The 21,870-nt window shown below is 56.2% G+C and carries 23 protein-coding genes; 12 read left to right on the forward strand and 11 right to left on the reverse strand.

Annotation, left to right across the window (positions count from 1 at the left end; genetic code table 11):
- Positions 1-378 precede the first annotated feature (378 nt).
- Positions 379-1,416, reverse strand: a complete 1,038-nt coding sequence (locus Pan97_RS01990; protein WP_144970270.1) for a DUF1559 domain-containing protein — start codon at positions 1,414-1,416, stop codon at positions 379-381.
- Positions 1,417-1,996: 580 nt separating this feature from the next.
- Between Pan97_RS01990 and Pan97_RS01995 the strand changes: the two genes are divergently transcribed.
- The 5 genes from Pan97_RS01995 to Pan97_RS02015 all read left to right on the forward strand — a co-directional run bounded on the left by Pan97_RS01995 (position 1,997) and on the right by Pan97_RS02015 (position 5,987).
- The gene (locus Pan97_RS01995; protein WP_144970272.1) at positions 1,997-2,725 is read left to right on the forward strand and encodes an SAM-dependent methyltransferase; all 729 of its coding nucleotides are present in this window, start codon (positions 1,997-1,999) and stop codon (positions 2,723-2,725) included.
- 98 nt (positions 2,726-2,823) lie between these two features.
- Positions 2,824-3,348 (forward strand): hypothetical protein, encoded by a 525-nt coding sequence (locus Pan97_RS02000; RefSeq protein WP_144970274.1) that lies wholly within the window; start codon positions 2,824-2,826, stop codon positions 3,346-3,348.
- Between the two features lie 398 nt (positions 3,349-3,746).
- The gene (locus Pan97_RS26450) at positions 3,747-4,745 is read left to right on the forward strand and encodes a DUF1559 domain-containing protein (RefSeq protein ID WP_165698983.1); all 999 of its coding nucleotides are present in this window, start codon (positions 3,747-3,749) and stop codon (positions 4,743-4,745) included.
- 115 nt (positions 4,746-4,860) lie between these two features.
- A complete protein-coding gene (locus Pan97_RS02010; RefSeq protein ID WP_144970278.1) occupies positions 4,861-5,313 on the forward strand; it encodes a peptidase associated/transthyretin-like domain-containing protein in 453 nt (150 codons plus the stop codon).
- Between the two features lie 191 nt (positions 5,314-5,504).
- Positions 5,505-5,987 (forward strand): magnesium-dependent phosphatase-1, encoded by a 483-nt coding sequence (locus tag Pan97_RS02015; RefSeq protein ID WP_196782247.1) that lies wholly within the window; start codon positions 5,505-5,507, stop codon positions 5,985-5,987.
- A 44-nt stretch (positions 5,988-6,031) separates the two neighbouring features.
- On the opposite strand, the gene Pan97_RS02020 is transcribed toward Pan97_RS02015, so the two are convergent.
- The 4 genes from Pan97_RS02020 to Pan97_RS02035 form a co-directional block, all read right to left on the reverse strand.
- A complete protein-coding gene (locus Pan97_RS02020; RefSeq protein ID WP_144970282.1) occupies positions 6,032-6,265 on the reverse strand; it encodes a hypothetical protein in 234 nt (77 codons plus the stop codon).
- A gap of 137 nt (positions 6,266-6,402) precedes the next feature.
- Positions 6,403-7,764, reverse strand: coding sequence for a PhoPQ-activated pathogenicity-related family protein (locus tag Pan97_RS02025; protein WP_165698574.1), 1,362 nt, complete (start codon positions 7,762-7,764; stop codon positions 6,403-6,405).
- 112 nt (positions 7,765-7,876) lie between these two features.
- Positions 7,877-8,863 (reverse strand): HAD family hydrolase, encoded by a 987-nt coding sequence (locus tag Pan97_RS02030; RefSeq protein WP_144970287.1) that lies wholly within the window; start codon positions 8,861-8,863, stop codon positions 7,877-7,879.
- A gap of 88 nt (positions 8,864-8,951) precedes the next feature.
- Complete coding sequence (locus Pan97_RS02035) at positions 8,952-10,520, reverse strand: arylsulfatase (protein WP_144970289.1); 1,569 nt, start codon at positions 10,518-10,520, stop codon at positions 8,952-8,954.
- Positions 10,521-10,849: 329 nt separating this feature from the next.
- On the opposite strand from Pan97_RS02035, the gene Pan97_RS02040 reads away from it, so the two are divergent.
- Both Pan97_RS02040 and Pan97_RS02045 read left to right on the forward strand, forming a co-directional pair.
- Entirely contained in the window at positions 10,850-11,479 is a 630-nt protein-coding gene (locus Pan97_RS02040; protein WP_144970291.1) for a hypothetical protein, read from the forward strand.
- Between the two features lie 57 nt (positions 11,480-11,536).
- Positions 11,537-12,343, forward strand: coding sequence for a hypothetical protein (locus Pan97_RS02045; protein ID WP_144970293.1), 807 nt, complete (start codon positions 11,537-11,539; stop codon positions 12,341-12,343).
- A 3-nt stretch (positions 12,344-12,346) separates the two neighbouring features.
- Here the strand turns inward: Pan97_RS02045 and Pan97_RS02050 are convergent, their stop codons facing one another.
- Positions 12,347-12,697, reverse strand: a complete 351-nt coding sequence (locus tag Pan97_RS02050; protein WP_144970295.1) for a hypothetical protein — start codon at positions 12,695-12,697, stop codon at positions 12,347-12,349.
- A gap of 120 nt (positions 12,698-12,817) precedes the next feature.
- Between Pan97_RS02050 and Pan97_RS02055 the strand changes: the two genes are divergently transcribed.
- Both Pan97_RS02055 and Pan97_RS02060 read left to right on the forward strand, forming a co-directional pair.
- Positions 12,818-13,087, forward strand: a complete 270-nt coding sequence (locus Pan97_RS02055; RefSeq protein ID WP_144970297.1) for a hypothetical protein — start codon at positions 12,818-12,820, stop codon at positions 13,085-13,087.
- A 176-nt stretch (positions 13,088-13,263) separates the two neighbouring features.
- On the forward strand, positions 13,264-14,367 hold the full coding sequence (locus Pan97_RS02060) for an alkene reductase (RefSeq protein ID WP_144970299.1): 1,104 nt from the start codon (positions 13,264-13,266) through the stop codon (positions 14,365-14,367).
- Positions 14,368-14,380: 13 nt separating this feature from the next.
- Here the strand turns inward: Pan97_RS02060 and Pan97_RS02065 are convergent, their stop codons facing one another.
- The 5 genes from Pan97_RS02065 to Pan97_RS02085 form a co-directional block, all read right to left on the reverse strand.
- A complete protein-coding gene (locus Pan97_RS02065) occupies positions 14,381-14,818 on the reverse strand; it encodes a hypothetical protein (RefSeq protein ID WP_144970301.1) in 438 nt (145 codons plus the stop codon).
- Positions 14,815-15,909 carry a DUF1559 domain-containing protein gene (locus tag Pan97_RS02070; protein ID WP_144970303.1) on the reverse strand — a complete coding sequence of 365 codons (1,095 nt, stop codon included), beginning with the start codon at positions 15,907-15,909 and terminating at the stop codon, positions 14,815-14,817. Before Pan97_RS02070 ends, Pan97_RS02065 begins: the two co-directional genes overlap by 4 nt.
- Positions 15,910-16,146: 237 nt before the next feature.
- On the reverse strand, positions 16,147-17,070 hold the full coding sequence (locus Pan97_RS02075; RefSeq protein ID WP_144970305.1) for a DUF1559 domain-containing protein: 924 nt from the start codon (positions 17,068-17,070) through the stop codon (positions 16,147-16,149).
- 263 nt (positions 17,071-17,333) lie between these two features.
- On the reverse strand, positions 17,334-17,774 hold the full coding sequence (locus tag Pan97_RS02080; protein ID WP_241676355.1) for a carboxypeptidase-like regulatory domain-containing protein: 441 nt from the start codon (positions 17,772-17,774) through the stop codon (positions 17,334-17,336).
- A gap of 71 nt (positions 17,775-17,845) precedes the next feature.
- Entirely contained in the window at positions 17,846-18,763 is a 918-nt protein-coding gene (locus tag Pan97_RS02085) for a DUF1559 domain-containing protein (RefSeq protein WP_144970307.1), read from the reverse strand.
- A gap of 322 nt (positions 18,764-19,085) precedes the next feature.
- Here Pan97_RS02085 and Pan97_RS02090 point away from each other — a divergent pair, with 322 nt between their 5' ends.
- The 3 genes from Pan97_RS02090 to Pan97_RS02100 all read left to right on the forward strand — a co-directional run bounded on the left by Pan97_RS02090 (position 19,086) and on the right by Pan97_RS02100 (position 21,471).
- On the forward strand, positions 19,086-19,655 hold the full coding sequence (locus Pan97_RS02090; RefSeq protein WP_144970309.1) for an RNA polymerase sigma factor: 570 nt from the start codon (positions 19,086-19,088) through the stop codon (positions 19,653-19,655).
- Between the two features lie 30 nt (positions 19,656-19,685).
- On the forward strand, positions 19,686-21,020 hold the full coding sequence (locus Pan97_RS02095; protein WP_144970311.1) for a FecR family protein: 1,335 nt from the start codon (positions 19,686-19,688) through the stop codon (positions 21,018-21,020).
- A gap of 220 nt (positions 21,021-21,240) precedes the next feature.
- Entirely contained in the window at positions 21,241-21,471 is a 231-nt protein-coding gene (locus tag Pan97_RS02100) for a hypothetical protein (RefSeq protein WP_144970313.1), read from the forward strand.
- The last annotated feature ends 399 nt before the right edge of the window (positions 21,472-21,870 follow it).

Raw genomic sequence — 21,870 nt, forward strand, 5'->3', positions numbered from 1 at the left:
TCATTCCTGGCAGCAAGGGATACATTTGATTGGCTTGATAAGAACGGCGGACAAGAGATGGAGCCGCTGATTTGTCACGTATGCTATCGAACGGTAGGGGCACTCATTGGTGCGGCGTTTGGCGGGGTACTGGGGTTCGTCGTAGCAGTGGTTATTCTTTTACTTGGGATCGCCTCGCTAGAGGTTAGTTTCGATGTGTTGTGTTTCACGTGCCTTCTAATGGCGACAATGGGTGGAAGCTTCCTAACGGTTGGGCGACGAATCTCATGGGTTACCGGGCTTGTTTACATAAGTGTAATGTCTGGCTGAGCCACGTACCGCCTGCCAAGAAGGCCCCCAAAGCCCAGGCCTCCTTGACGAACCAGCAGCACACCAAAATTAATACTCCCCAACGGGCAACCCATCATTCACGGCTGCCAGCCGTTCCAAAACGGTGTTCTTCACCGTGTCGCCGTCGCCGCCGTAGGCCCACTCGATCGTTTCGGAGATGAACTGGACCGAGGCGTCTCCCATGCAGGCGTTGACGCCTCCTTTGTGGGCGCTGGAGATCGACTCTTGCCGCGACCAGAGCTGAACCGTGTTGGAGTCGGGGCTGGCGAAGTTGATGCCTCCTTGGGCGCCGTTGATCGGGGCTCGCAGGGTGAACCAGAGGTCTTCGTGGCAGTCTTCATGACCGCCTGCCAGGCAGCCGACCCAGGTACCTGGGTAGAACCGCACGTTCCCTTTGAGCATGTAAGCTCGCTCCGAGAACATGATGGAGTTGGACGTGCCGTCGGTGATGTCGCGGAAAGCGAGCTTGATGTTGCCAGCCGCTCCGCCGCTATAGCGAAACATGCCGGTCGCCAAGGCGGCATACTGCGAGTTGTTCCAGACGCGCGAGCGGTTGTGGCCGAAGTTGCCCATGTAGTTCGACTTGGGTGCCAGGTTCGCAGGCGACGTGCTGAATGCATTGCCTCCGGTGTGCGAGAACTTGGACGAGTCGTTGATTTCGGGGCCGGCATCCGAAGGGCAGATGAACGCGTCGAGTACCAGCGACTTGTCAGCCAAAGTAATGCCGTTGGCCGCGGTCTTTTTGACGTAGTTGTTGAGCGGGATTTGTCCGACGCCCATTTGATCGGCCATGTTCTGCTGTTCGAGGAACGGAAGCAGCAAAGCTCCCCACCCCCAACTGGCCACGTTCTGGTCTCCGGCCCCGGTCGAAGCGGTGGCCACGGTGATCGTGCCTGAGGGGAGGCAGCCGAACGTATCGTGATAGTTGTGCGTGGCAATGCCGAGTTGCTTCAAATTGTTGACGCACTGCATGCGCCGTGCCGCTTCGCGAGCTTGCTGCACGGCCGGCAGCAGAAGAGCGATCAGCACGCCAATAATGGCGATGACCACCAACAATTCCACAAGCGTAAACGCCTTACGGATCATCGTACGAGACTCCTGAAAGATAAGAGGGGTGCCCCTGGTACGGCGTTTCAAGATCGGCGCAGGCAGAAGCCGAGCGCGACCAGAATTCGTCTTACCGGGAAGAAAGAAAAAGGATCAATGAGAACATCAGCACGACTCAGGCACCGCGAAGACCTGGCCGCTATCCAGACCAGCGGAAAGCTTCACTAGGATGAGACTTCCCGATCGACAGCAAGCAAGCTGACAGGCGAACTCTTCCGGGGCCGTTCGTGCCCAGACGGCAAATGGCGATGCGGTTGGAAGAGGTCGGCGAAAGAGGATTCCGCCGAAACTTGAGGTTTTCGCCTGGCAAGTTACCTAGATTATACCGCCGACTGGGGCTCAAGTTTTCTCAAATCTTTTGGGAAGTTGATTCGCTTTGGCCTAATGATGGGTGCACGGTTTTCGGGGCCTGGAGGGGAACCTTTTGCTCGCTTGAACTGTCTGGATGGAGTATTTCCAGCAACTGTAAACGATGCTGCTGGACAAGCACTGGGACCCGAAGTGGATCAACGCATGATTTGCCGGACACGCCCATCTCTTTCAGGCCACTGGTACCAAGATGATTGAACTGTTGTGGAACGCGCCGGTCAGTGAAGCGAAGATGACGCGGATTATTGATTCGCTCAATCTTTCGTCGCGCGACTATGTGCTGGACGTGGGATGTGGATGCGGGGAAGTGCTTATGCGCAGCGTGCAGCGCTATGGTTGTCGTGGCGTCGGGATCGATGTGTCGGCGCCGCATGTCGAGGAAGCGAAGCGGCGACTCAAGGAAAGGGCTTCGGGGCTGGACGTCCAATTCCTAGCGGTCGATGTAAAGCAGTATGAGACCGGGCTACAGCGATTTGACCTGGTGATGTGTTTAGGGGCATCGCATGCGTTTGCACCAGGGGCGCAAGCTTTCGAACAGGCACTCGCTCAAATGAAAGCGATGGTCGTACCGGGTGGGCAGATCCTGATTGCCGATGGCTATCTCAAGCAAACAAAACCGCCTAGCTACTGCGAATTCATTGGCGACGAACTGCCCAACGGGCAAACGCACGAAGCGATGGTTCAGTTCGGCAGGCAGGCGAACCTGATTCCACTGGGCGCATGGACGAGCAGCGAAGACGAGTGGGACGATTTCGAATGGGGCTACCAACGATTGATCGAACAAAAGGCAAGCCAGGCCCTTCACGACGAGCAGCTTTTGAATAAGCGGACGCAGCGACGACAATGGATGGAAGCTTACCTCAAGTGGGGACGAGATACGCTGGGGTATGGAACCTATCTATTTCAACGTCCCGAATGAAATGATGAGATCCGTCGCCACTTCTTGGTAAGATTTGCTGCGTAATATCGAATAGCAGTTCGTAGAATTCCTTGCCTTACGCACCGAGTACCTCACCCATGAATCTCATCGCTTTGAACTGCCGCAATTGTGGGGCACCGCTGCAGGTGCCTGACGATCTGAAGCATGTTACCTGCATGCACTGTGGGACGCAGTTGGCGGTCGTGCATGAAGGGGGCGCGGCATATACCGAGAAGCTGGATGCGTTGGCCGAACGGACCGAGCAGATCGAAGACAAGCTCGATGTGCTGCATCGCGAGCAGAAGCTGGCCGCACTGGATCGGCAGTGGGACAAGGAGCAGGAAGGTTTCAAGATCCGGCGAAAGGATGGCTCGTCTCACTTACCGTCGAAAACGGGAAGCATCGTGGGAGGAGTCATCGGGGTCGGCGTTGGGCTGTTCGTTATGACGATCGGGATAGGAACTGCTGGAGGCAGGGGCCCGGGAGGCTTCTTCGTGCTGATAGGCTTTCTCTTCATGTTTGTGGGGGTGGGTACGTCCCTCTGGCAACTTCACCGAGCAGCCGCCTACGAAAAGGCCAAACGCCGTTACGAACACCGCCGCCAGCAGATTCGGCGCGGCTAAAGCACAATAAGCTGGAGGCAGGTTTCTAGACCGCGGACGAAAATTTCTGAGAAAGCGATAACCTGTAATTTCCAATCGAGGGGCCATCTTAAGAGTGCATCAATTCCCCCTGAAATGGTGTAATACAAGGCGGCACTATTGATTCCCTTTGCGGGTTTTTCCTGCGCGTTTGATGTCCTTGCCGGGTTGTCTTTAAAGCCATTTTATGGGTAATCATTTTCCTTTGATAGCGAAGCCAGCCGGTGTCTAGGATGAAATACTCTAAACTGGGGGTTTTTTATCTCAGCAAATTAGAGAATCATTGTCGGCATATTGAGACACTTCGCGTGTTTAATGACCCAGGTCAGCTAAGCCTCGTCTTATTTTTCTCTTCTCATCCTGTGCTGGAGGTTCCTCTCATGTTCCGTTATGCGCTTCGGAAACGTGGTTTTACGCTCGTTGAACTGTTAGTGGTGATTGCCATCATTGGCGTTCTGATCGCTCTTCTTCTGCCGGCTGTGCAGCAGGCCCGAGAAGCCGCTCGGCGCATGCAGTGCACCAACAATCTCAAGCAGATTGGCATTGCGATGCACAACTTCCACGACACCTACAATAAAATCGTCCCCATGAGTACCGAAGACTACGGGACCGAGGACACGCATGGTAACTGGGGTTGGGCCGTCGACCTGATGCCGTTTCTGGAATTGAACAACACCTACGAGGCCCTCAATCCTTCCTACGGCAACGACAAGAACAACTACTGGCCGTACAACAACAGTTCGCCCAAGAACATCCTGCACAATGCCGTGACCGACGCGAACCTGTTGGCGATCATGCAGGAGCCGGTCGATGCGTTTATGTGCCCTTCCACCGCGGGGCCTGTGCTAAATGAGTCGAAGCCCATTCCCTACAGCAGCGGCAATGGCACGATCTACCTGGCTCGCGCCGACTATCTCGTCTGCAATGATGCCGACAACATCGATCGTCAGGACTGCGATGGTACGTTTGTGTGGACTCGCTATGATTCGCCGCTCACATTTGCAGGCGTCACCGACGGTTTGTCGAACACCCTATTCGTGGGCGAACGCTGCTACACGCTTGGTGGCGAATTGATCGGTAGTGGTGTGGTCTACGGACACGCCGGGAACAACGACGGTTCCGGTGGTGGTGCCACGACGACGGGCTTCTTCTACGTCGCAGGTAGCGGCCTGTTGCCGATCAACTCGACCACAGGGGCTTCGAACGGGCATCGTCAAGGCTTCGCCTCGAATCACCCAGGCGGGGCGAACTTTGTGTTGGGTGATGGTTCGGTTCGCTTTATCGCCGAAACGATCGATCACAACACCGACGATGCCGCCAACAGCACCTTTGAGAATCTGATCCAGCGCAACGACGGCGTGCCGGTAAGCAACTTCTAAGCGTTGGCAGCGGCCATCGTTTTTTTTAAGCAGCCTGTGCGGTGGAAGACGTCCGCCGCGCGGGTTTCGTCTGACGCATCGCCCCATTGCATCTGCTTGAATCGAGGACATTCTCATGAGGAACCATATCGACCGCAGCCTCACGGCGTTCACGTTTTCCGTTTTGTTGGTGACCATCGGTTGTACCGGCGGCAGTAGCGAACATGGTCATGTGACCGGAACTGTGACCATCAACGGGAGTCCCGTCCAAGAGGCCGTCGTTACGTTCGCTCCCGTGGAAGGGGGACGCTCGGCCGTGGCCGTTACCCAGGCCGACGGAACCTACGAGCTGAATTACACCCCCGGCGTGAAAGGTGCCAAGCTGGGAAAAAATAGCGTTCGGATCACTACCTACATCGCGCCGGAACTGGACGACGACAAACGCGTGGTGAATCCCGGCAAGCCTGAGCGTCTGCCGCCAAAGTACAGCCGCGGGGAAGAAGTAACGGTCGAAGTCATGTCCGGCGAAAACACGTTCGATTTCGCCGTCGAAGCGGACAAGGATAAATATCCCCCGCCGCCTCAGTAACGTCTGGAAATTAACACCAAACCAGCACGAGGGCAGGGCTTTTCCTTGGTTAAGGAGGAGTTCTGTCCTTTTTTCATGCCTCTCATGCGAGGGACCTGGTTGTCCCGTGGTCTTCGTAGGACCCTCTGGAATGGCATGCAACCAGTTTGGTAAAACGGCGCTGAGCAATTTCCCTCTCGGAGACTCTGCCGGTGTCTGTTCCTCGACTGATTGTGTTTGATCTCGATTTCACCCTCTGGGACTGCGGGGGCGTTTGGTGCGACTGTCTGAGTCCCCCGTTTCGCGTGCGTGATCGGCGGATCGAAGATCGCACCGGGCGGCTCGTTCGGCTTTACGACGACGTGCACGACATCCTGACGCACTGCGACGAGCAGGCCATCTCGATCGCGTTGGCTTCCCGAACTCAGCAGCCTGACTGGGCGCGTGAGCTGCTGGGTCATCTCGACATTACCCATCGTTTCGCCTTCGCCGAGATCTACCCGTCTTCCAAGCTGCGGCACTTCGCCGCCCTGCAGCAAGCCAGCGGGCTGGCGTACAAAGAGATGCTCTTCTTCGACGACGAGATGCGAAACATCGACGAGGTAGGCGGCCTGGGCGTTGCCAGTATTTACGTCCGCGACGGCATGACAGCCGAACTGTTTCATGCGAGCTTGAACGAGTTCGCTGAGAGATGATTGCGATGCATCGCAACTCTGATCGACGAAGCGACAGCCGCCGGCTAGTTGGCGGGATGCTGATCGACGACCACGGCCGGGTGTTGATCGAGTTGCTCGGCGACGGCGCTGAAATCTTCGTTGGCATTGGCACCAATCGAAGCGATCGCAGCCAAGGCAACCACGATAAAGATCGGTAGCCCGACGAAAAACATCGCGGCGATTCCGACACACCAGGCAATGATGGTGCTGGGGCTACATTGATTCTGCTTGGTACCGCAGTTAGGGCATACTGACATGACGTTTCCTTCCCAGGTGATAGCTTTGAAACACAAAGCGAACGTGCCAGGCGACTATGCCCTAGCATGGAAAGCTAGGTCATCCGCTGGGGAAGTCAAATCACGCCTTGAAAATTAAACGAGAAGCGTCAGAAGTATTAATCTTCCGCCCCGAGTACGCGGATCGTGGTGCTGAGGTAGAACGGTACCTTGTCGTGAGCGTAAACCACTTCCGCGAAGGTGGCTCGATAGCCTTCGGCAGGCGGAGTGAGCTCGGCGGTGGCGTTGCCGTACTCGTCGCGGGGAAGAACCTGGCTGGTCCACTTGGCCTGGCGGAAATCGCGTGTGGGGGACTCGGCCGTCCACAGATGCACCACGGCGACCTTTTCCCCGGGCGAAACGGAAAGCTTCAAGGGGACGTCGCCACCGGCGGTGATGTAGTCCCATTTCAGATTGGGCAGCGGCTTCTGATCGTCGACGTGCCGCCGCAGTGCTCGCAGGCCGCCGAAGATGCGGATCCAGTCGTTGGCCAGGTCGTGGTCGGCGTTGGGGACGTAGACGATGTACTTGTCCCCTTCGACGTCATCCCAGTACAGATTCAGCGAGTCGACGGTCCAGTAGGCGTCGTTGGTACCCAGGAAGATCAGTTTGGGCTGCTTGATCTGCGGAAGGTAATGATACGGATCGACGATGCGGCGGAGGTTCTGGCCTTCTTCGGTTTCCATTCGCTGCGGAAGTTTCAGGTCGGTATAGTCGTCGATGCGACGCGACAGGGCACCGTACGTTTTCTGTTGATGCTTGAGCTGCGCATCCATGTTGAGCGTATCGATCACCATCGGAGCCAGCCCGCGAACGCGCGGATCAATCGCGGAAACGAGCCAGGTGGTCCAGCCCCGCTTGGAGGCCCCAGTGACGGTGAAGCCGTCGATCTTCGTCCCCAGGCTTTCGCTGGCGTAGGCCTGAACGGCGTCCATGGCCTTGGTGGCACTCTTGACCATCGGCAACAGGAGCGGCCAATCGCTATCGCCGGTCTTCAGGTACTGATCGAAAGTCAATGCAATGATGGCGTCTTCCTTCTTGCCATCGAAAATGGGCTGCTGCGGCACGTTCAACAGCACGGCAATCGGACAGCCGATCTGCTGGGCATAGACCGAAAGGAGGGAGGCCTCTTTCGGCAGACCCAGCTTGCCATCGGCTGGCGGCTGCGAGTATTCGTCTTTCCACGATCCGCCAGCCACAACGAGCACCGCGTCGGTTTCCTGCGGGACGCCAGCAGGCAGAATGACAAACAGTCGGTGTTTCCAAACGATGTCTTTCCAGGTCTGCGAGGTGAGCGTCAGCTCGGTGACGTCGCACGTGCCGACCTTCTCTTGGTGGCGGACCTTCCAGGCAAAGCTATCGTCCGGCTTCTGCACGTAGGCGGCCAGGGCCTGGGAAGGCTCTTGGGCTTTGACCGGGGAAAGAGTCGAAGCGACGAAAAGGAGGGCAGCGATAATCGGCAGGATGCGAAGTGCAGACACGGCGAGGAGTTCCGGTGGATAGGCTCGACAAAAAAAGCCCCTAGCCAATCCGCCATGGGCTAGGTCATATTACTTACTCTTGTCGTGGGGATCGAGTTTCATCGATGGAAATTTATTTGTCCCCGACGAATACCGTCTTCCAGTCGTCCTTCATGCTGACGACGGTCCAGCCGTACTTCGGGGCGGCTTCCAGGGCGGTAATCAACGTTCCGCTGGAAGGCGGTTTCTTATCGTAGGCGTATTCACGCTCGGAATCGGTATGATGCACCAGCAGGCCGAAACTCGGGTATTTGTTGCCGATCGTGGTGTACTCGAGCATCGCCTGGTCGCCGTCAGAGTTGCCAAAGCATGCGATCGGTTTGCGGCCAATGAACTGCCAAATGCCGACCGGCTTGCCCGTTTTGTCGTCGACGAAGACCTGGTCCATCGTCTTGGTTAGCGTCGGCTTGCCGTTGACCATTTCAAACTTGGTCAGGGCATTCGAGCCGACGACTTGATTCGGAGGAATGCCGTACACGCGGTGCGAAAAGACACGCATGAAGTCGGCGCCCCCGCCTGAGACGATGAACGTCTGAAAGCCGTTGGCTCGCAGGTACTTTAAAAGTTCCTGCATCGGCTGGTAGGTCATGCCGGGCAAGTTGTAGCCGAAACGTTTGTCCTTGAAGGTCTTGATCCAGTTGCGGACGTTCTGATCGTACTCGTCGGTGGTCATGCCGGAATGGGTCAGCGCGAGGATCTCCATCAGTCCGTCGTGATGCTTGCCAGCGAGTAGTTTCGCGAAGTCACCGTTTAACGCGGCCTGGACCATTTCGTTATTGGCCAACTCGGGTTCGTTGGGGGCACGCCGCTTGAGTTCGCTGAGCACATAGTTCACTTGCAGCGGAACCGGCGCTTCGCACCACAACGTGCCGTCGTTATCGAAGACAGCGATACGATCATACTGGGGCACAAAGTCCTCGCTCCCCTCGGTGGTGACTTTAGTCACGAAGTCGATGATCGACTGCTTGGCCGGTCCCTCGTTCCACGAGGGAAGCGGATCTTCCTGAGCCACGGCCAGTGACGGCAAAAACGCAAGCAAAAATAGAGATAGCCACTTCATTAGATGGTTCCTTCGGTGAAGGCATGAAAAAGCTCCGCCGCCACATCGGTCGTGACGGCGGAGACTTCACTGAAAACTCTGCATCGATTTAGCGACCGCGGGCCGCGTCTTCGATTTGCTTCTGGACTTTTTCCAGGTTGAAGGAACCAGGAGTCTGGCTCGGCGGATAGTCGGCCATCGACTTCAGGAAGTTGCCGGCGACCCCTTGCATCGGCACGAGCACATAGGCCCGGTCCAGCAGCCAGTCGTAGTAGATGTTGGCATTGTGCTGGGCCTTCTCGAACGGATCGCGACGCAGGTTGAAGATGGCCGGAACACGTAGTTCGGTGAACGGTTCCATCCAGACGCCGAATTGCATGCCACGATTCTCCTGGAAGACACCTTTCCAGTCGCCAAGACGCAACGCGACAATCGCGCCGTCATCGTTCACATAGATGAACTCTTTTCGCGGCGAGTCTTTCGCTTTTCCCGTGAAGTAATCGAGCATGTTGTAGCCGTCGGGATGGTTGCGGTACTTGCGGCCGTTGAGTTCGACTCCTTCCATCAGCTTCTCTTTGATGTCTGGTGCCCCAGCGGCGGCGGCAAACGTGGGCATCCAGTCTTCGTGAGCCACGATTCCATTGCGGACTTCGCCAGCGGGGATTTTACCGGGCCAACGGACGAAAGCTGGCACGCGATAAGCACCTTCCCAGTTCGAGTTCTTTTCGCTGCGGAACGGAGTGGTACCGGCGTCTGGCCAGGTGTTGTAGTGAGGACCGTTGTCGGTCGAGTAAAAGACGATCGTGTTCTCGGCGATCTTGAGTTCATCCAGAAGATCCAAGAGCTGGCCGACATGCATGTCGTGTTCGACCATGCCGTCGTGATACTCATCGCCACTCTTGCCGGAGATACCGGTGTGCTCTTCCTTGACGTGCGTGCGGAAGTGCATGCGGGTAGCATTCCACCAGCAGAAGAACGGCTTGTCTTGCTTGACTTGTCGCTGGATATAGTCCTTAGCGGCCCCTAGCGTTTCTTCGTCAATCGTTTCCATCCGTTTCTTGGTGAGTGGCCCGGTGTTTTCGATCGTCTGCGTTCCGTCCGGATTCGCTTTGCATTTCAGCACGCCGCGTGGACCGTAGGTTTCCAGAAACGTTTTGCCGCTGGGCAAGACAAGGTCGCCAGGGTAGTCGCGGTTCTCGGGTTCTTCTTCGGCATTGAGGTGGTACAAGTTACCGAAGAACTCATCGAAGCCATGCATGGTTGGTAAGTGCTCGTCGCGATCGCCGAAGTGATTCTTGCCGAACTGACCGGTGCCGTACCCTTGGCTCTTCAGGATGGTGGCGATGGTGCAGTCGGTCTTCTGCCAGCCTTCTTTGGCACCTGGTAATCCAACCTTCGTCATGCCGGTTCGCACCGGAACCGTTCCACCCATGAAGGCAGCACGACCAGCGGTGCAGCTTTGCTGCCCATAGTAATCGGTGAAGTAGAGTCCTTCTTTGGCAATCCGATCAATGTTGGGCGTTTGATAACCCATCATGCCGCGACTGATATAGCTGACATTCCAAGTGCCGATGTCATCACCCCAGATAACGAGAATATTCGGCTTGTCGGCCGCTTGGGTGACACTTGCTAATAGCAGCAAGGATAACGACGTTAGTAGAGAACGATGCAGGTTCATGGAGGCGGCCTTTCGTGACAAAACAAGAAGCATGAGCATGATTCAAAGGTGAATCCGTGGACTACATGGAAAATTCTTAACTCGCGGCAGAGCGTTCATGTAAGTCGGAAGAGTAACGTTGGCTGGCAGCAACCAGTGGAAGAGCTAATCTCCCCCGAATCTAGGAGATGCCAACCATGCACGCAACGCAATTCATGGAAAATTCTTTAAGTGCATTTCATAATTAGCGTCGTGCACAAACCGCCATTATTTTCGATCGTTAACCCATAAAATCTCTATAATGGATCTTGGGTTTCATCTTTTCTCTGTCTAAATTCAGGAGGCCAATCATGCGATGCGTCATGCTCCTTCTTTTCAATGCGGTGCTTCTGACTTGCGGGTGCAAGCAGTACGCCACTCTTTCCCCCTTGGCCGATCCAGATAAGCCAGTCTACGACGACCAATTGATCGGCCAGTGGTATGGCACCAAGCAGACCCAAGACCCGCTGACAGGCGAAAAGGTGGAAGTTCCCAACACCGATAACCATTTCACTTTCACCAAGTACGGTATCTCTGGGTACAAGCTATCGGCCGTCAACACGACGAAGGATACGACGATAGAGTTCGAAGCCTATCCATTTCAGGTTGGCGAGCATAAGTTCCTTCAATTGCAACGTCCGAAGTTTGATATCAACGAGCAAAACGCTGGCATATTGCGAGTTTATTACTTTGCTCCGTACAAGATCGAAGAAGACAAGCTCTATTTTAAGTTCACGCCTACCGATCGCTTGAGAGTCTTGGCTGAGGAAGACGGCGTGCCAACGGTCGAGACGCAGCAGACGCTGCTGTTTACCGGTGATCGTCAGCAGATGCTCGACTTCCTGGAAAGACACATGGACGAACTGTTCCCGAAAGATCGAGAGGTCAAGCCGCTTCACCGGGCCGAGTCATTGGATCTGGATATGGCGGACGAGTTGTGAATCTCGTAGGGTAACGCCATCTCGCCTGTATTAGCTTCAAGGATGAGGAGTTTTGCCGTGCTGCGTCGTCAGGTCTGCTTCGTTTGCGTCATCTTTCTGGCGTGCTCTTGCCTCACCCATTTGAAGGCGGATGAAACGCCAATCGAACGTTGGGATCGGGCCGTCTGTCTGGTCGAACAACAGATCGATAAGGAAAACAACAAGCAGCAGCACGAATGGTCGACGGCCTTTCTGGTGGCTGATGGTGAGAAAGTGATGATCGTTGCCACTGCCCATGGTGCACGTACAACCAGCCGCGAAACGTTCGTTGTGTTCCGCCGCCCCAGCGGCGAGTCAGGCGCGATCACGCTAGGGGATCTGTATGAAATGGAAGGTAATCCCTGGCGGTTTCAAGCCAATGCCGATGTCGCCGTGATGCGTATCGAATCGCCTAAAGAGCCAAACGACATGATCCGCGACCTGATGAAGCTCGCCATTCCACTGGAGAGTATTCAGACAACATTACCCAGACGCACCACCGCAGTCGAATTGACTGGCTTCCCCATGGGGCTGGGCGTTAAGGGCTTTGGCGTTCAGCCGGAAGTTTCGTCGATCGTGATCTGCGGACAGATTGCTTCCCGCGAGATGCCGGTGCCGGCCAAGTGGGGGAACGAGACCGTCTTTCTCGTTCAACTGGCCGGAGCTGGCGGTATCAGCGGCAGCCCCGTTTTCCTGCAAGAAGAGTTGCCTGAGTCGGTACGCGTGGTAGGCATGGTCATGGGGTACGTCCGCGAAGACAAGTCCGGCTTAATGATGAGCCGGATCATCCCTGGCCGCATTCTGGTCGACGCCGTGAGCAACTCATACTCGCGGTTTTCGCAGTGACCGCTAGTCTTCCTCTTGAGGTGGTTTGGGGATGAGGACGCGCCCCTGGTAGACCACCTCAAATCCGCGAGCGAATTCCATCTCAGGCAGGGCAAGCAGACGCTCCATCAACAGCCGTACGCGTTCGTCGCCGAAATCATTGTGATGACGCAGTTCGATGTGTCCGGGCTTGACCACGCCAGCCAGCGCGTTGCCGACCGAGTCGGCCTCGTAACGGATTTCGGGTTCCGAGATCTGCTCGTGTTCGATGTCGCGGGAAAACAAGAGAACCCCATGGTCGTTGACCAGTAACTTGAAGACGTAGCTTTCCTCTTGCAGGGTGGTATCGATGCTGTCACGGCCGTAAACATGCATGTTGTTTGGTCTCCGGTGTCTCTGGGCAGGCGAATTGCAGGACATGATTTTAACGAATTGTTAAGCTAAGATTGGCCAGCCAGCCTAAGCTTTGTCGCCATTTCTCGAGGAAATCAGCCGATGGCCGATCTCAAGTCTCCTATGCTCATCTATATCAAGGGAGCGTTGTTTGTCGTATTAGGTGTGTTCGCCGCCGGGATACTACTGGCGAAGGCCGGCAACTGGCAGGTCGCCGTGCTGTTGGGCCTTTCGATCTGGGCTTTCTGCCGAGCCTATTACTTCGCCTTCTACGTGATCGAGCACTACGTCGACCCAAGTTACAAGTTCGCCGGGCTGGGGGATTTCGCTGGGTATCTTTTGAACAGGCGACTTGCTGATCGTTCTAAGTAGCTTTAAATGAATGGTTTACGTGTCTACTGTCCCCCGGGTGGTCAAGGATAGTTCATCCAACAAAAATTTACATGTAACCTGAAACGTGCCTGGTCTTGCTGGCATCTACGGAGGAGATGGGGCGGCTTCGCGCTGGCCTGGGCAGGTCTTCTTCCGATGAACCAAAGGATCCGACGATGAGCCAATATGATTCGCCACTCTTTCAGGCGTACGACTTACGGGGACTGACGTTAAGCAACCGAATTGCCATGGCTCCGATGACCCGGGGACGCGCCGGCAAAGAGCGGATGGCCAACGCACTCATGGCCAAGTACTACCAACAACGGGCCGCCGCGGGGCTACTCATTACCGAAGCCACAACGATCTCGCCCCAGGCCAACGGCTGGGATCAATCGCCAGGGATCTACACCAGCGAAATGGTCGAAGCTTGGAAACAAGTTCCCCAGGCCGTACATGAAAAAGGTGGCAAGATCTTCTTGCAGCTGTGGCACACCGGCCGAGCATCGCACAGCAGCTTTCATGGCGGCGAGTCGGCCGTTGCCCCGTCGGCGATCATGATCGACGATGGCGAGATGCAGCATACGCCCAACGGTAAAGAGCCTCGCGAAGTTCCCCGCGCTCTGGAAACGGAGGAGATCCCCGGCATCGTCGCGGATTACGCGAAAGCGGCCGCAGGTGCCAAGGAAGCCGGTTTTGACGGGGTCGAAATCCACTCGGCGAATGGCTATCTCTTAGACGAGTTTCTACAGTCGAAGACCAATCACCGCACCGATCCGTATGGCGGAAGCATCGAGAATCGATATCGCATCCTGGACGAAGTGGTGCAAGCGATCAGCCAGGTATGGCCGCAAGAGAGAATCGGTGTTCGTCTCTCGCCCAACGGTGCGTTCAACGGAATGGGCTCGCCCGACTATCGCGAGCAGTTCACCTACGTTGCTCAGCAATTGAACCAATACCGATTGGCTTACTTACACGTGATGGATGGGACCGGTTTTGGTTTCCACGGATTGGGTGAACCGATGACGCTAACGGAGTTTCGCCAGGTGTTCGACGGACCCTTGATGGGGAACGTCGCCTATACTCGCGAGTCAGGCGAACAGGCCATTGACCGGGGTGAAGCCGACTTGATTGCCTATGGTCGTCCCTTCATCAGCAACCCCGACCTGGTCCGGCGCTTCGCCGAAGAGGCGCCTCTCAATCCGGAAGCGGATATGCGGACCTGGTATTCACCGATCGGTGCGGAAGGATACATCGACTTCCCAACGCTCGAATCGGTTTAGCGCGATTCACTTGCTAACGTTTCGGCGGGGGATCGACGACGATTTCCCAGTGTGTCGATTCCCCGGGAACGTCGAACTCCAGGCCGGACTGATCGGCGGAGGCGTACTTGGGGTGGATCAAAGGTTTAGGAACAAACACACGGTCGCCCCAGTTAGGTGGCGGTAGGGTTTCCGCGTTTTGAATGGTAACGCGGTAGTGCCCGGCGGGAACGCCATCGTCGACATCGTAGGTTCCCAGAATGAACGATCCATCCGGATGAATCAGCCCCCACGAACCAAGTTCTGGATTTCCTCCTTCCAGAATGACTCGGCCGGTCGTCAGGGGCTTACCGTCAGGAAAGCGAACTTCACCTTGGATCGGATGCAGGCCACCGCCAGAGCAGCCGATCGTGGTCAGCAGGATGCCTAGAAGGAATACGGGCATCGCCTGGGTTATGAACTTGCTGATCATGGCGTGCTGAGGACCTCTCCAGTGTTTGCGGTTCCCATCGCAATCAGAACGCTGGGATCAATCGTCACGGCGGTGGCGCGAACCGAGCCGTCGGCAGCCAGGAAATTGCTGACGCCGGGGTGCCAACTACCCAGGGCCGGGGCCGTATTCACATCCAGGCCTTCTCCTTCGCGCGGTGAACGGGCCAGGCCCAAGTTGACCGAACCGGCGACCCAATATTCACCGTAGCCCCCAGGGCCGTTGCTGCGATTCCAATAGATGTAGCCGTCGCGTCCTTCGGGGCCATGATTGTTGCGGCAACACTTGTTCACGTAGTTGATGGTGATGTGCTTCTCGCCAACCACCAGCGTGTTGCTCAGTCCGTCCCCTACGCGAGCAAACGTATCACGAGGCCGCCATCCTTTGTTCGGATAATCGACAACCGACATGACCACGCCGTTCGAGATGTTGATCAAGTTCTTGTCGTCCGAGGTGATCGCTACCCGCAAGGCTTGCAGCTGCGAATTCGGATTGTTCCAGAAAAGCCACTTCTGGGTACCAGCGATAATGATGGCGTAGTCTCCCGCAGGCACATTGCGGCTGTTGACCGCATCGGAAGCGGACCTCCGCGAAGGGCATGTATAAAGGTCGATCCGCGAATTTCGCAGCGCGGTATAGTTCGCCGCGGTGGCGGTCGCGGCGGTCGCGCCAATGTGAGAAGCATTCGTACAACCATCGGTCGCACCGGAAGCTTCCATGTCGAGTTGATTGGCGAGGTTGTCTTGTTCCAGGTACGGAAGAATCACCGCCCAGAGGGTAAGCCCCGTATTGCCGGTCGAGGCCGGCGGCATCCCTCCTTGCGCATCATGGAAGTTATGGATCGCCAAGCCGAACTGTTTCATGTGATTGGTGCACTGCATCCGCCGGGCAGCTTCGCGTGCCTGCTGCACCGCTGGCAGAAGCATGGCAATCAGCACACCGATAATGGCGATCACGACGAGCAGTTCGACCAGCGTGAATCCCGGCAGCGCATCGCGAGATGCCCGACGAACCTGCGGCCGCCAGGGTGAACCCTGGGAAAACCAACGAAGCACGAAACCGAGAGCAAGCATGACCAGCGTCTCCTCGTGTTCGGACAGCATCCATTGAGAAGCGCGGGATGCTGCCTGGCTGGGAAGGCCTCGAAAACTACGTGGAAATCACGCTCGATCCTCCCCCGGAGAATATGCTAAGCATACCTCTGTGGTGGTGCAATGCCATTCTGATAAAACCGACAAGAAAGGCCGCGAGCCCGGCCAAAGTCGGTGCTGAGGTCGGGCTCGCAGTAGCCATTTCAAGCTGAGCACGCATTAATACTCGGGAATGATTTCACCACCATCGATGGTGCCCAATGCGGCCTGAGTGCGCAGGTTGATCGTCTCCGGCAGGAAGACCACGCTGGCGTCGCCGTTGAGGAACTGAGCGCCGCCTGGGTGGTTGCTGCTTGGGTTGTAGACCGAGTTACCGTTGATGTTGTAGTCGGTATCGTTGGAAACTCGCTCCATCCGCAGGCGAATCTGAAATTCCCACACGGTAATCGCACCACCAAAACCAACGTGGTTACCAACCCAGAGCGAACCAGCCGGGCCCGACGACTTACCGGTGCGGCGTTCGGCGACGATGACCGTGTTGCTGAGGCCGTCGGTAATATCGGCGAACTTGACCTTCGAATTGTCGTAAAAAGTCGCGTCGCGGTCGGTACCGCCGGCGTTGTTGGTCGCGGTGGGATCGGTGGGGTTATAGTACGCCGTGAAGACTCCCACGTAGTTCGACTTGCCAAACTGGTTGGGCGAGGTGCCGAGACGTTCGTTGATGCCGTCGCCGATATCCGAGGGGCAGAGGTACGCATCAACGATCGTTTTGGCCAGCGGAGGGCTGCCGGTGTTGGTCATCGCGGCGACGTTTTCCCAAGGCTGATTAAATGCACCGCTAGTGGCAATCGATTCGAATAGGGCGTTCTGTTCGATCTGCGGCAGAATCTGAACCTGCCAGCTGATCCGGTTCGTCGACACGCGACCGGGAGGCAGTTTTCCGTACGTGTCGTGATAGTTGTGCAAAGCGATCCCGACTTGGCGCAACTTATTGCTGCAAGTCATCCGACGAGCTGCTTCGCGAGCTTGTTGTACGGCGGGGAGAAGTAACGCAATCAAAACGCCAATGATGGCAATGACCACCAGCAATTCCACCAGGGTGAAACCACATCGGGGCGAACGGGACTGCGTGGCACGGACCATAGAGACTCCTTGGAAGCATCGTTCCAAAAATAAGGAATAAGTAGAAAAATAGTGAATAGGCAGTGATAACTTCAGAAAGAAGTCTATTTTTATGTTTCCTGCCGGTAGCTGACTTTAGAAACCCGCAGTGCACCAAAAAGTTTCGCGGGTCTCTGATGATTTCGATGGCCGCAGGCAACCGCCTGCGACGCTCGCAAGAACGTACCAGCCCCCAGCCAATACGCGTCGATCGACTGGGGACCTCGGACGCTGCTGGTTGGGACTTACTTCGATTGCAGATCGAAGTCGGTGTTGCTGTTCGAGCCGGAAGCAACCTCGACAACTAGCTCGGACTGATCGTTGTACTTGGCAGGCAGTTTTTCTTTGGGCGGCTTGGCGGGTCCTCCTTCGCCCTGGACGGTAGCCGTCGTGATTTTGACCGTGTGTCTGCCAATGGCGGCGCCTTGTTGGTCATTGGTGTAGACCAGTTCATAGTGGCCACTGGCATCGGTGGTGCCGGTCGAAAATCGCTTGCCTTCTTCTTGCGGATAAAAGGAGACCAGGGCATTGGCCAATGGTTCTCCGTCGAGCGTCACGGTACCGGAAACAGGAGCAACGCCTGATCCGGATCCACAACCAACCAGCCCGATCAACGCAATCGAGGCCAAGGCGGTTGCTGCCAGGCGACGAGACAATGCATAAGGGAGTTTCATCGAAGCGCTCATGACTTTCGTGGGGATGGGTAGCGGGTCGGCCGCTTCCACCCGAAGCGGCCGGCCACGCTTGAAATGAATTACTAATATTCGCCAATCACTTCGCCACCATCGATCGTTCCCAGGGCGGCCTGGGTCCGCAGATTGATGGTTTCCGGCAGGAAGACGACACTGGCGTCGCCACGGAGAAACTGGGCGCCGCCGGGGTGATTACTGCTGGGGTTGTAATTGCTGTTACCGTTGATGTTGTAGTCGGTATCGTTGGACGATCGCTCCATCCGCAGACGAACCTGGAATTGCGAGATGCCGCCCGAGATAGAACCGCCAAAGTCGTTGTGGTAACCGATCCACAGCGAACCGGTCGGCCCAGAGCCTTTTCGTTCGGCCCGCTCGGCGACGATGATCGTGTTACTCAGACCGTCGGTGATATCGCTGAACTCGGTCGATGAGTTATCGAAAAAGGTCGCCTCGCGGTCGCTTCCGCCGCTCCCGTTGGTTGCGGTGGCGTTGGTCGGGTTGTAATAGGCCGTGAAGACACCGATGTAGTTCGATTTGCCGAACTGATTGGGCGAACTACCAAGCCGCTTGTTAATCCCGTCGCCGGTATCCGATGGGCAGATATAGCCATCGATTTCGGTTTTCGCCAGCGGAACATTGCCGGTGCTGACCATCTCTGCGACGTCTTCCCACGGCTCGTCGAATCCACCCACAGCTCCGATTTGATCAAAAAGTGCGGACTGTTCAATTTGCGGCAAGATCTGGGTCAGCCAACAGATTTGGTTGCTGGTTACGATCCCCGGTGGCAGCGTGCCAAAGGTATCGTGGTAGTTGTGTAGGGCAATTCCGATTTGTTTGAGTTTATTACTGCAGGTCATCCGGCGAGCCGCCTCGCGGGCCTGCTGAACAGCCGGCAACAAAAGAGCAATCAAGACACCAATAATAGCGATAACCACTAACAATTCGACGAGGGTGAAGCCGCGCGGCCTCTGGAGATTCTTCATGGAAGAGGCACCTCAAACTAGATCAACAACGAAACGAGAAATAGAGATAAGAGCGAATCGGCTCCCCTTGAATTCTCCTGAACGGTAAGACCGATCCACTATTCACTCACGGACGACTTTTTCTTTCCTGACACCCTCGAAAGAAAAAAATGAAGAAATTGTTCGTTTAGCATCAAAGCCCCCTTATTGTTGATGGTTTTTTGTCAGGATCTGGGGCTTTCGGCGTTTCTAAGTCTGAACGCAGAGGCTATCCCCGTTGCACGATAACTTTCGATGGAATACGAATGAGGCTTAAGCCTGTGGTTCTTTCGGGGGATTTGCTTTGCTGGTCAGCCATGCCGGCAAGACCATTCCAGTAGCGCCGCCAGGCGGAGAGAAAATGCAAGAGAGCGACGTTGTACGTGTCTTGCTCGAGGCACGCATTCGATTGACCGTCCCTATCTGGTCGATCGTGCGCGAATCTCAAGCCGTCGAGGACATCTTCCAGGAGGTTGTCCTGCGGGCGCTTCGGCAGCGGGAACAAATCAACGACGAGGGACACTTGCTGGCTTGGTCTCGTACCACGGCCAAGAACCTGGCGGTCGACTGGCTGCGGCAGCGCGGCAAGTCGCAGGTCATGGATGGTGGAGCAATGGACCGCATCTGGTCCATCTCGGACGAACAAGCCAAGGGGCTGTCCGATCGGAAGGACGCGTTGCGGTTGTGCTTGAAGAAGATGCCTGAGCGCAACCGAGAGATGATTCAATTGCGGTATGGGGAAGGGCTGAGCTGCATCGAAGTGGCGAAGCAAATCGGAGCCTCGCTCGACGCGGTCTATAAACGCCTGTCGCGTGCGCACCGGGACCTCAGACGCTGTGTCGAAGGGACGCTGTACGGGGAGATTACGCAGTGATGTCTGAGGGGGTCCGCCGGGGGTTGTGGCATGAACGATAACACGCCAACAAATGATGACCAGACGATATCGGATGACGACTTGATCGAATTGATCGTTCGCTACAACGACGATGATCTCGACGAGTACGAAATGACGGCTCTCTCGGCGGCTTTGGAAGGGGACGACCGCGCACTGGAACTCTTCCACAGCATTGCTCTACAGTCACTTACCATTGCCGAAGTCACCTCGCCGCGGCACAAGCCGGCACCATTTCCGCGGCAAACCATCTTCTGGTGGTCGGCCGCCATGGCACTGGCTGCCAGCGTGGCGTTCGCCGTCTTTCTCGATCTGCGGGCCGGGCAGCTTCCGACGGTTGCCAAGTTGGTGCAAGCCACCGGCAAGGTGACGGTCACGATGCCTGACGGGGAAGCACGAAAGCTTGCCGTCGGCGACGATATTCCCGTCGGTATGCAGATCACGACCGATGCGATCGGAAGTTCGGCGACCATTCAATTCCCCGATAAGACAAGCATCAGCCTGCATGGGGCCACCGAGGCCGCGTTTCGGGAAGAAGATCATAAGCAAGTCGACCTGTTCGTCGGCAACGTAGTGGCGGACGTTCAACCGCAACTGCCCGGCAAGCCGCTTCAGGTCATTACCGAACTGGCCGTCACCGAAGTACTGGGGACCGTGCTATCCGTTCAGGCTTCTCATCAACAAACCGATGTCGATGTCGTCGAAGGGAAGGTGCGCGTCATTCGTACCGGCGATCGGAGTACCATCAACGTTGCCGCCGGAGAGAAGGTGGCCGTTGCCCGCGATCTTCCCCTGAAGAGTCAACTTCGCACGCCGACGCCAGATCACTGGAAGATCGATTTCGAGAAGGAACTTCCCGACGACTGGCGAAAAGGAATCTGGGTTCAAGAGCAACTCCCCCCAGGCTCGGACGGCGCGGTGAAGGCGGAAACCAGACCGGGCTTCCTGGATCCGAGTCGGACCTGGTATCAGATCGAAACGTTCAACCGTTGGAGCGACGGGCTGTTCACGGTCCAGGAAGACACGCACATGAAAGTCGCCTTTCGTGTGAACCGAGCGGACAATGTGCAGGTCTTACTGCTGGCCCGAGGCGCCGACTTCCAGGGCTCCGATCGCTTCTACGAGTACGAGATCCGCGACTTCGCCCCTGGCAAGTCTTCCGACTGGCAGACGTTGGATGTCCCTCTTAGCGCTTTCAAGAGGGTGCCGTCCGAAGACGCGACGCTCAGCCCGCCCCAACTCGGGCAAGTCGTTTTCAAAGTGGTTCTCTCGACCCAGGATCGAGACGTCGACCTGATTGTCGACCAACTCGAGTTTGCTCCTAAATCGGTCACTCAGAACGACTAAGACCGAAAACCAAGGATACGATCCCCTTCGTTGATCGCACCCTTTGGCTTCATCGAGGTCCCCCTAGAAGAATGTTTCGCGAGAACTTCAGGGAATTTATGCAACATCCGCCGTCTTCATTCGTTGATCTCATTGTCTGGAGGGAAATGAAGTCAAAGGCACTGAGGGCCTGGTTTTAAGCGTGCTTCCGAGTGAGCGCATCTCTACAAGGTTCCGAGCGATGATTACGTTCGACATATTTCAATGGGAAGAAGCCGTACGAACGGCACTGGGAAGAGGAGGGCACCTGGTTGCTTTTTTGGTCGCGTTGGGCTTGATCGCTACCTACATGGGCGGTGGTCAACTATTGGAAAACCCAGCCAAGTTGGTGATCGGCGGTTTTTTCGTCGGTTTCATGATGGACATCGTTTTCAGCGTTTGCTGGAACCAGTTGGCCGGCCCAAAGGCCTAAACGCTCGCCCCTTTTCCCCGCCGATTTCCTGCCTTGCTGCCCACCTGAAAAATGCCACTCTTGATGCTGTTCACAAGAGATCTAAGGCTTGAACTTACTGAGATCACGACGCCAGCGCAGATGGTCTTCGTCCGGGTTTTTGCGAGCGTATTCCTGGTTGCCCAGCGTGATGGAACTCATGAACCACGCGCCGTCGATGTCACGTCCGACAGGCTTGTGCGTAGTAGATAGCGGTACGTTGCTGCGAACCTAACTCGTACTGATTTTCTGCGCGTTATCTTGCCGGTAGTTATTGACTGTACAGCGGAGCCCGCACCTTGACCATCGAGCTTGAGCGTCTCCAGGAACTTCTCGACTTCCTTCACGTAGATCCGATTGGGATAGCCACTGGGCCGCATC

The organism is Bremerella volcania (genome assembly GCF_007748115.1).
In the GTDB taxonomy this organism is placed as follows: domain Bacteria; phylum Planctomycetota; class Planctomycetia; order Pirellulales; family Pirellulaceae; genus Bremerella; species Bremerella volcania.

What these genes read in the sequence shown, in the direction of transcription:
- Pan97_RS01990 (WP_144970270.1), bottom strand. Translation starts at nt 1,416, where the DNA reads ATGATCCGTAAGGCGTTTACGCTTGTGGAATTGTTGGTGGTCATCGCC.
- Pan97_RS01995 (WP_144970272.1), top strand. Translation starts at nt 1,997, where the DNA reads ATGATTGAACTGTTGTGGAACGCGCCGGTCAGTGAAGCGAAGATGACG.
- Pan97_RS02000 (WP_144970274.1), top strand. Translation starts at nt 2,824, where the DNA reads ATGAATCTCATCGCTTTGAACTGCCGCAATTGTGGGGCACCGCTGCAG.
- Pan97_RS26450 (WP_165698983.1), top strand. Translation starts at nt 3,747, where the DNA reads ATGTTCCGTTATGCGCTTCGGAAACGTGGTTTTACGCTCGTTGAACTG.
- Pan97_RS02010 (WP_144970278.1), top strand. Translation starts at nt 4,861, where the DNA reads ATGAGGAACCATATCGACCGCAGCCTCACGGCGTTCACGTTTTCCGTT.
- Pan97_RS02020 (WP_144970282.1), bottom strand. Translation starts at nt 6,265, where the DNA reads ATGTCAGTATGCCCTAACTGCGGTACCAAGCAGAATCAATGTAGCCCC.
- Pan97_RS02030 (WP_144970287.1), bottom strand. Translation starts at nt 8,863, where the DNA reads ATGAAGTGGCTATCTCTATTTTTGCTTGCGTTTTTGCCGTCACTGGCC.
- Pan97_RS02035 (WP_144970289.1), bottom strand. Translation starts at nt 10,520, where the DNA reads ATGAACCTGCATCGTTCTCTACTAACGTCGTTATCCTTGCTGCTATTA.
- Pan97_RS02040 (WP_144970291.1), top strand. Translation starts at nt 10,850, where the DNA reads ATGCGATGCGTCATGCTCCTTCTTTTCAATGCGGTGCTTCTGACTTGC.
- Pan97_RS02050 (WP_144970295.1), bottom strand. Translation starts at nt 12,697, where the DNA reads ATGCATGTTTACGGCCGTGACAGCATCGATACCACCCTGCAAGAGGAA.
- Pan97_RS02055 (WP_144970297.1), top strand. Translation starts at nt 12,818, where the DNA reads ATGGCCGATCTCAAGTCTCCTATGCTCATCTATATCAAGGGAGCGTTG.
- Pan97_RS02060 (WP_144970299.1), top strand. Translation starts at nt 13,264, where the DNA reads ATGAGCCAATATGATTCGCCACTCTTTCAGGCGTACGACTTACGGGGA.
- Pan97_RS02065 (WP_144970301.1), bottom strand. Translation starts at nt 14,818, where the DNA reads ATGATCAGCAAGTTCATAACCCAGGCGATGCCCGTATTCCTTCTAGGC.
- Pan97_RS02070 (WP_144970303.1), bottom strand. Translation starts at nt 15,909, where the DNA reads ATGCTTGCTCTCGGTTTCGTGCTTCGTTGGTTTTCCCAGGGTTCACCC.
- Pan97_RS02075 (WP_144970305.1), bottom strand. Translation starts at nt 17,070, where the DNA reads ATGGTCCGTGCCACGCAGTCCCGTTCGCCCCGATGTGGTTTCACCCTG.
- Pan97_RS02080 (WP_241676355.1), bottom strand. Translation starts at nt 17,774, where the DNA reads ATGAGCGCTTCGATGAAACTCCCTTATGCATTGTCTCGTCGCCTGGCA.
- Pan97_RS02085 (WP_144970307.1), bottom strand. Translation starts at nt 18,763, where the DNA reads ATGAAGAATCTCCAGAGGCCGCGCGGCTTCACCCTCGTCGAATTGTTA.
- Pan97_RS02095 (WP_144970311.1), top strand. Translation starts at nt 19,686, where the DNA reads ATGAACGATAACACGCCAACAAATGATGACCAGACGATATCGGATGAC.
- Pan97_RS02100 (WP_144970313.1), top strand. Translation starts at nt 21,241, where the DNA reads ATGATTACGTTCGACATATTTCAATGGGAAGAAGCCGTACGAACGGCA.